Annotated in this window: 5 protein-coding genes; 2 read left to right on the top strand and 3 right to left on the bottom strand. The window is 67.4% G+C overall.

Going from position 1 to position 6,283, the window contains the following annotated elements:
* Window positions 1-699: 699 nt before the first annotated feature.
* The gene (locus tag ACWGIG_RS15790; protein WP_453322158.1) at window positions 700-2,001 is read right to left on the bottom strand and encodes a S41 family peptidase; all 1,302 of its coding nucleotides are present in this window, start codon (window positions 1,999-2,001) and stop codon (window positions 700-702) included.
* A gap of 160 nt (window positions 2,002-2,161) precedes the next feature.
* On the opposite strand from ACWGIG_RS15790, the gene ACWGIG_RS15785 reads away from it, so the two are divergent.
* Window positions 2,162-2,644, top strand: coding sequence for an ATP-binding protein (locus ACWGIG_RS15785; RefSeq protein WP_453322157.1), 483 nt, complete (start codon window positions 2,162-2,164; stop codon window positions 2,642-2,644).
* 47 nt (window positions 2,645-2,691) lie between these two features.
* On the opposite strand, the gene ACWGIG_RS15780 is transcribed toward ACWGIG_RS15785, so the two are convergent.
* Complete coding sequence (locus ACWGIG_RS15780; protein ID WP_453322156.1) at window positions 2,692-4,110, bottom strand: MFS transporter; 1,419 nt, start codon at window positions 4,108-4,110, stop codon at window positions 2,692-2,694.
* Between the two features lie 204 nt (window positions 4,111-4,314).
* On the opposite strand from ACWGIG_RS15780, the gene ACWGIG_RS15775 reads away from it, so the two are divergent.
* Complete coding sequence (locus ACWGIG_RS15775; protein ID WP_453322155.1) at window positions 4,315-4,653, top strand: ArsR/SmtB family transcription factor; 339 nt, start codon at window positions 4,315-4,317, stop codon at window positions 4,651-4,653.
* Window positions 4,654-5,137: 484 nt separating this feature from the next.
* Here the strand turns inward: ACWGIG_RS15775 and ACWGIG_RS15770 are convergent, their stop codons facing one another.
* Window positions 5,138-6,241, bottom strand: coding sequence for an MBL fold metallo-hydrolase (locus tag ACWGIG_RS15770; RefSeq protein ID WP_453322154.1), 1,104 nt, complete (start codon window positions 6,239-6,241; stop codon window positions 5,138-5,140).
* Between the last annotated feature and the right edge of the window lie 42 nt (window positions 6,242-6,283).

The raw sequence follows: 6,283 nt of genomic DNA, 5'->3' as shown, positions 1-6,283 counted from the left end.
GTCCAGCACTCCGCGCTGGCAACTCGCCTACTCCGTAGTCGAGTTGAGCCCGCTTCGCGGGCTGCTGGCTACAGTGAAGGGTCGCCGCGAACATGGCCGAAGGTCTGAGTGTGCGTCAAAGTTAGACTCCGGGTTGCCTATGGAATCGGAACCCACCCCCGGCGACGCCCAACCCACCCTCGGGAAGGCGGGCGTGACGCCCCGTCGGGCGTGCGTCATTTCGCCAATCCGCTCCTTTATCCGCTCTCCGCGCACCACTACCCCGAGCGTTCCTGAATGGCGCACCAAGTCGTTCTATTCGCCAACCCGAATTCCGACGTGGCCCGCAGGCTTACCCCTTGAGGGACGTACAGCGGCTCACGAGGCTGCTCGGGCGCGCCAGCGGCGAGCCAGACACAATCCCGCCCTAGGCCCCCGAGCGGGCTTCTGCCGTGCCGCCCGACCTGGACCCTGCCTACACACGCGTCATCGGCTTTACTCGGGAAACGACAGCACTCTTCACCAGCCCGGCGACACCCATACCGTCGGCACCCGCCTTGCACCGGCGCCGTATCAGTGCAGGCAGGTGACACTCACACAGTGCAAGACACACAACGCACATCAGCCGGAACGCTTCGTGCTCGAAGGTGTCGAACAGGTCCCCGAGAGACCTAGCCAAGGTGCCGGGCAATCGCCTGGCGCGGCCCTCTCCTGCGTGCTTCAGCGCCGGAGGGCCGCGACCGCGGTGTCGAAGGCCGAGTCTCGGTTCTTGTCGAATTCTTCCTGGGTGAAGACCGGTGTGCGCAGGTGCGGTGGGATGCCGGTGCCGTCGAAGGTGTGGCCCGAGCGGGTCAGGAGCTGTTCGTTCGGGAGCCAGAACGCCATGTCGTTGGGGAGCTTGCGTTCCAGGACGTCGGAGAAGACGCCCTGGGTGGGCTCTCCGACGCGCACGGTCCTGCCGGGCCGGTTGATGAGGGCCTGGGTGAAGGTCTCGGCCGCGCTGATCGTCGTCCCCGCGGTCAGTACGGCGACCGGGCCGGTGTAGCGGGGGGCTCCCTGTTCGGGTGTCACACGGACGGGCTGGGGAGGGGTGTACTGGGTGCGCCTGCTGTAGGCGAGGTACGGGGTGTCGGTGAGGCGTTTCGCGATGTCTACTCCGAGGGCCTCGTAGCCGCCGCCGTTGGCCCGTACGTCGATGATCAGCCCTTTGAGCGAGGCAGTGCGCTCGGCGGTGAGGACGGTGTCCAGCGCCTTGTCGAGCTCGGTCAACTGGGCGGCGTACGACGGGTCCTTGGGGTGGAATCCGCCGAACGCCGAGATGCGCAGATAGCCCTGTCCGCCGGGCAGGTCCGCATAGCTGATCCGGTCGTTCGCGAATTCCTGCGGCTTCTTGCCGTGGAGGTCGCGCCGCACGATGTGGTTCTTGACCTTGGTGTCCAGCTCCGGGGTGAGCAGGGTCGTGCCGGGGCGTATCTGGACGAAGAAGCGGTCGCCGTCGTAGACGACGACATGCGCGTCGTACAGCGGCTTCACCATGTCGCCGAAGAGGGAGAGCAGCTCGGTCCTGGTCGTTCCCGCGTGCACCTTGGGGCGGAAGGTGTCCCGTACGGCGTGCCAGTCGATGCCTTTGGCCGCGAAGAAGGGGTAGTTCTCCTCGAAGGTCTGCCAGAAGGTGTCGAACGCTGTGAGGGGGTCCTTGGCCATGGGCTGCCGGCACGCCTGCGGGAGCTCCGTCAGCCGGTGCAGCGTCCTGTCCCCCGACGAACCGGCCACCCGCAGCGTCCCCGGCGGCCGGACGGTGAAGACTGTTCCGCCCGTGGTGCTGTACGTGCCCGGGGCCGTCCGGTTCGCGACGGCGCCCTTCACGCAGCTCACCGCTGTCGTCTGGTACTCCTGCAGGTGTCCGTCCGCGATCGACAGGACGGTGTCATAGCCGTCCATGCGCCAGATCCCGTCGGCAGTCGTAGGCTGCGGCGCTGCCGCCGCGGGCGCCATCACTGCGCCTACAAGTGCCGCTGACATTAAGGCCGTTACGGTCTTCGAACGCCTGCGTCGCACGGTTTCCCCTTCCCGGTAAGGGGGGCAGCCCCCGTGAGCCACTAACAACCTACAGTCGCTCACGTAACAGGCACAGGGCGCACCGGCGACCGCTGGTGGCCCACCCGGCTCGGTTACACACCCCGTGGCTGTGTGCGATCCGCGGGGTGGCACCGCGAAGAGCCTGGAGGACTGCGGCGAAGCCGAGCTGCTGCAGCTGACGATCCGCCGGTTCACCGAACGGCGTGTGGGCGAGGCTCTTCTTTCCGACGGCTTTCTCTCGGACGGTTCCGTTCTTCACGAATGGATCTATGCGAAGACGCGTCTGGCGCTCGGGCGTTCTCCTGACGAGCATGCCCGTCCGGCAACGGCCCGCAGGACCGGGCCGACTGCTGTTTTCGAAGAAGCCGTCGACCAGATCGGTCAGTTGGCTCTGGCACCCGTCGAGGACGGTTGCGACCTGGTGGTGCATCTCCCTGCGCACGGACCGCTGGCCGACTCTCCCGTCGGTGAAGCCTTTCACGCGATCTCGGATGAGCTGCTGCTGGAAGCCCTGGGTCAAGTGGACGTTCCGTCCGTGTCGTGGCGGGTGACGTGGAAGAGCGCCTGCAGGAATGCAGGCGCTTGATGTCCCAGCATGCGCGGTCCGGGCGTCGAGCCCCTGTCTGAAGCTGGTCAGGCCGCTGCTGCCGCGGCGGACCGCCGCTCGGGGCGGGCAATGAGGCGCCAGGCGCCGAGGCCACCCAGCAGGTAGGCGACGCCGACCGCGAGGAAGGAGAGCGCTGCTCCGTGGTTCCAGTCGGTGAGGGAGTTCAGGATGACGCCCACGACGGCGATGCCGACCAGGGAGCCGATCTGGCGGTTGGCGTTGAGTACAGAACCTGCCACGTTGGCGTGTGCCGGTCCGGCAGCGTCGACGAGGGCCGCGGTCATGCCGGGCGAGATGATGCCGGCGCCGATGTTCGCCGCACCGACGGCCACGGCGACCACCCAGTAGGGGGTGCTCTGGGAAATGGTGACCATCGTCAGTGAGGCGACTCCGGCGAGCAGCAGGAACACGGTCAGGAGAGCGCCGTTGGAGAAGCGGGCGGAGATGCGGGAGTAGACGATGTTCGCCACCGGGAAGAAGATCGTCATCGGGAGCAGCTGCAGTCCGGCCTCGAAGGGGGAGGCGCCGCGGGCGTGCTGGAGGTAGTACCCGAGCATGAACGTCGATCCGAACAGGGCGAAGTTGAAGAGGAATCCGACGATGTTGGCGCCGGCGAAGCCGGAGTGACGGAAGAGGAGCCAGGGCATCACGAGGTTGGTCGCGCGCCGCTCGCGGATCACCAGGGTGAGCGCTGCCACGGCGGTGATCACGTAGGCGACGGCGACCGGTCCTGCTGTCCAGCCGAGTTGGGGTCCTTCGATCAGGGCGAAGCTGATGGCGGCGAGGAGCAGGATCCAGGTCACGTGGCCGGGGACGGCCAATCGCGTGGCCCGGGTATCGACCGGCGCGATGTAGCGATAGGTCATGTACATCCCGATCACGCCGATGGGCAGGTTCAGCAGGAAGATCGACTCCCAGCCGAACGCGCTCACCATCAGGCCGCCGACGGTGGGGCCAAGGCCGGACGAGGTGGCGACGATCGCTGACCACAGGCCCAGCATCTTCGTGCGCCGGCGCTTCTCGGGGAAGGAGAAGACGAGCAGTGACAGGGAGCTGGGCATGAAGAGTGCTGCGCCCGCGCCTTGGACGAAGCGTGCCGCGATGAGTGCTTCGGGGTTGGGCGCCAGTGCGCAGGCCAGTGACGCGAGGAAGAAGACGCCCATTCCCCACAGGTAGATCTTCTTCGCGCCGATGCGGTTGGCGAGTCCGCCGGCGAGCATCAGGAGCGAGGCGAAGGTCAGCACGTAGCCGTCGACGATCCAGGTCAGCTGCGTGAGGCTGGTCCGCAACTCCTCCTGGATGGTGGCGCCGGCGACGTTGACCACGGTGACGTCCAGGGTCGCCATGACGAATCCGGTCGCCAGAGCCGTGATCTTCAGGCCACTGGGCACTTCGCGTTTCTCCGGCACAGGTGTGGGTGTCACTCCGGTGTGGACTGAAGCCATCTTTCTTCTCCTGCGGGGATCGGTGCGGGAGGGTGCTCACGTGAGGGGTGAAACCGCCCAACTGCATTTCCCTCGGGCGCGCTTGGGGCCCGTGCGTCGTGTTCCACTGAACGCCATAGGTTGATGACTGTCAAACTTTGATGAGCATCAACCTATGATGCCGACCGTAGTATTCTGGGAGACCGAAAGGGGAGGTGAGCAGCTGTGGCAGCACGGACCACCACGGAACGCATCACGGACCATCCCGAGACGAAGGCGATCACCCTTCAGGGGGTGCTGGACGCGCTCGTGGACCCGGTACGCCGGAGCATCGTGCGTCAGCTCGCCCAGGCACCGGACGACATGGCATGCGGAACCTTCGACATCTCGGTGTCACGCTCCACGGGAACCCACCACTTCAAGGTCCTGCGGCAGGCCGGAGTGATCCGCCAGTACTACGTCGGCACCTCACGCATGAACGAGCTGCGCGACGGCGACCTGGGGCGGCTCTTCCCCGGGCTGCTCACAGCCGTCGTCAGTGCGTCGTCGGCCACGGAGAACTGAGCGGGGCCGACGGTTTCGTGAGCCGGTCGATCCGGTGTCCCGTGCGGGCGGAGAGCCGCAGCGCGTCCAGGAGCTGATGCAGGTCCAGCCCGTCGGCGAAGCCCGCCGCCCGGCTTCCGCCTCCACCGATGCCCTCGGCGAGCGCCGCTTACTGCGCGGTGTCGCCGTGACCGGCTGGGCGGCACCGGAACGGTTCTGCGTGAAGCGGGCGACAGGGAAACAGACGTCTACGGAGAGGGGAATCCTGCGGCGGCCCGGCCAACCCGAAGCCTGGGCCCGCGCCTCCAGCTCACCGCCGCCCACACAGACTTCGAGCTCCTCGTCCTACCCGGAGCCGAGCACACACATCGATCGCATGGCCTACGTACGCACCCGCTGCTGGGACTACCTGGTACGCGAGCTGATGGACACGCAGCCACCCACCCACCGCTCGCCGAGATGTTCGCCTGACCGCGACAACACAGCGCCGAAGGCCCCACAACTGTCAGGACAGACGGACAGGGGTGGGGAGTAGTTCGCGGGCGGGAAGGGGTTGCCAGTGGGCGTTGCCGGTGCGGTGGGGTGGGACGTGTCCGAAGGCCTGGTCGCCGAAGTGGAAGGCGAACCCGTAGGTGCGGGGGTTGCGGAGTTGTGCGAGGAGGGTGGTGCGGGCTTCGAGTACGCCGTCGACGTCCGTATCGGGGCCGGAGGGCCATTCGGGGTGGGTCAGTTGGGCGGGAGTGTGGAAGGCGTCGCCGAATATCAGGATCTGCCTGTTGCCGGACGCCGAGACGACGTAGGTGGTGTGGCCGGGGCTGTGGCCGGGGGTGATCAGTGCGGTGACTCCGGGCCATACTTCGTCGCCGTCGTCGAACCTCCGCAGCACATGGGACATCGGCACCATGAACCCGTCCCAGGACGGTGCGCCCGTCTCCACCTCGCCCCGCCAGAAGGGGTCCCATTCCGTGCCGGCCACCAGGTAGTCGGCGCGGGGGAAGGTTTTGCTGAGCGCTTGGGTGCGGTCCTTGCGGAAGCCGAGGCCGGTGTGGTCGGTGTGGAGGTGGGTGAACGCGACGGTGTCGATGGATTCCGGCGGCACCCGCAGTTTTCGCAGAGTGTGCAGCAGGGCGCCGCCGCGGGAGGTGCCGAGCGAGCCGTCGAGGACGTTGCTGCCGAGTCCTGCGTCGATCAGCAGTTTTCGTCGGCCCCGCTCGACGAGGACGCCTCCTGCTGAGGCGGCCACGCGGCCGGAGGGCGTCAGCGCTTCGGGGTGGCGCGCCCAGTAGGAGGCGGGGATTGCGGGGAGGAATCCGGTGGTGTCCAGTTCCATGGCGCCGTCGACGATGTACGTCAGGCGGGTGTCGCCGAGGGTGAGGGTGCGTACGGCTGACTGGTCGTTGAGTGCGCCGATGTAGGCGGAGTAGTGGTGTTTCGGCTCCTCCCGTTGTCCGGGTGGTGTTGCGGCCTGTGCGGTGCCTGGCATGTGGCCCGAGAGCGGGGAGAGTGCTGCGGCCGTGGTGGCGAGAGCGGTACGGAGCAGGCGGCGGCGCGGGAGGTGGGGCGTGTGGTGGGGCGTGTGGTGGGGCGTGTGGTGGTCGGTCGGTGTCACGGCGGGGCCTCCAACGGTGGGGTACGAGGGTGTGGGTGGCGT

It is taken from the genome of Streptomyces sp. NPDC054863 (assembly GCF_053610825.1).
This window is presented reverse-complemented; position numbering and strand designations above follow the sequence as displayed.

Excerpts from the sequence above, each read along its gene's own strand:
- ACWGIG_RS15790 (WP_453322158.1), bottom strand. The coding sequence starts at position 2,001 with ATGTCAGCGGCACTTGTAGGCGCAGTGATGGCGCCCGCGGCGGCAGCG.
- ACWGIG_RS15780 (WP_453322156.1), bottom strand. The coding sequence starts at position 4,110 with ATGGCTTCAGTCCACACCGGAGTGACACCCACACCTGTGCCGGAGAAA.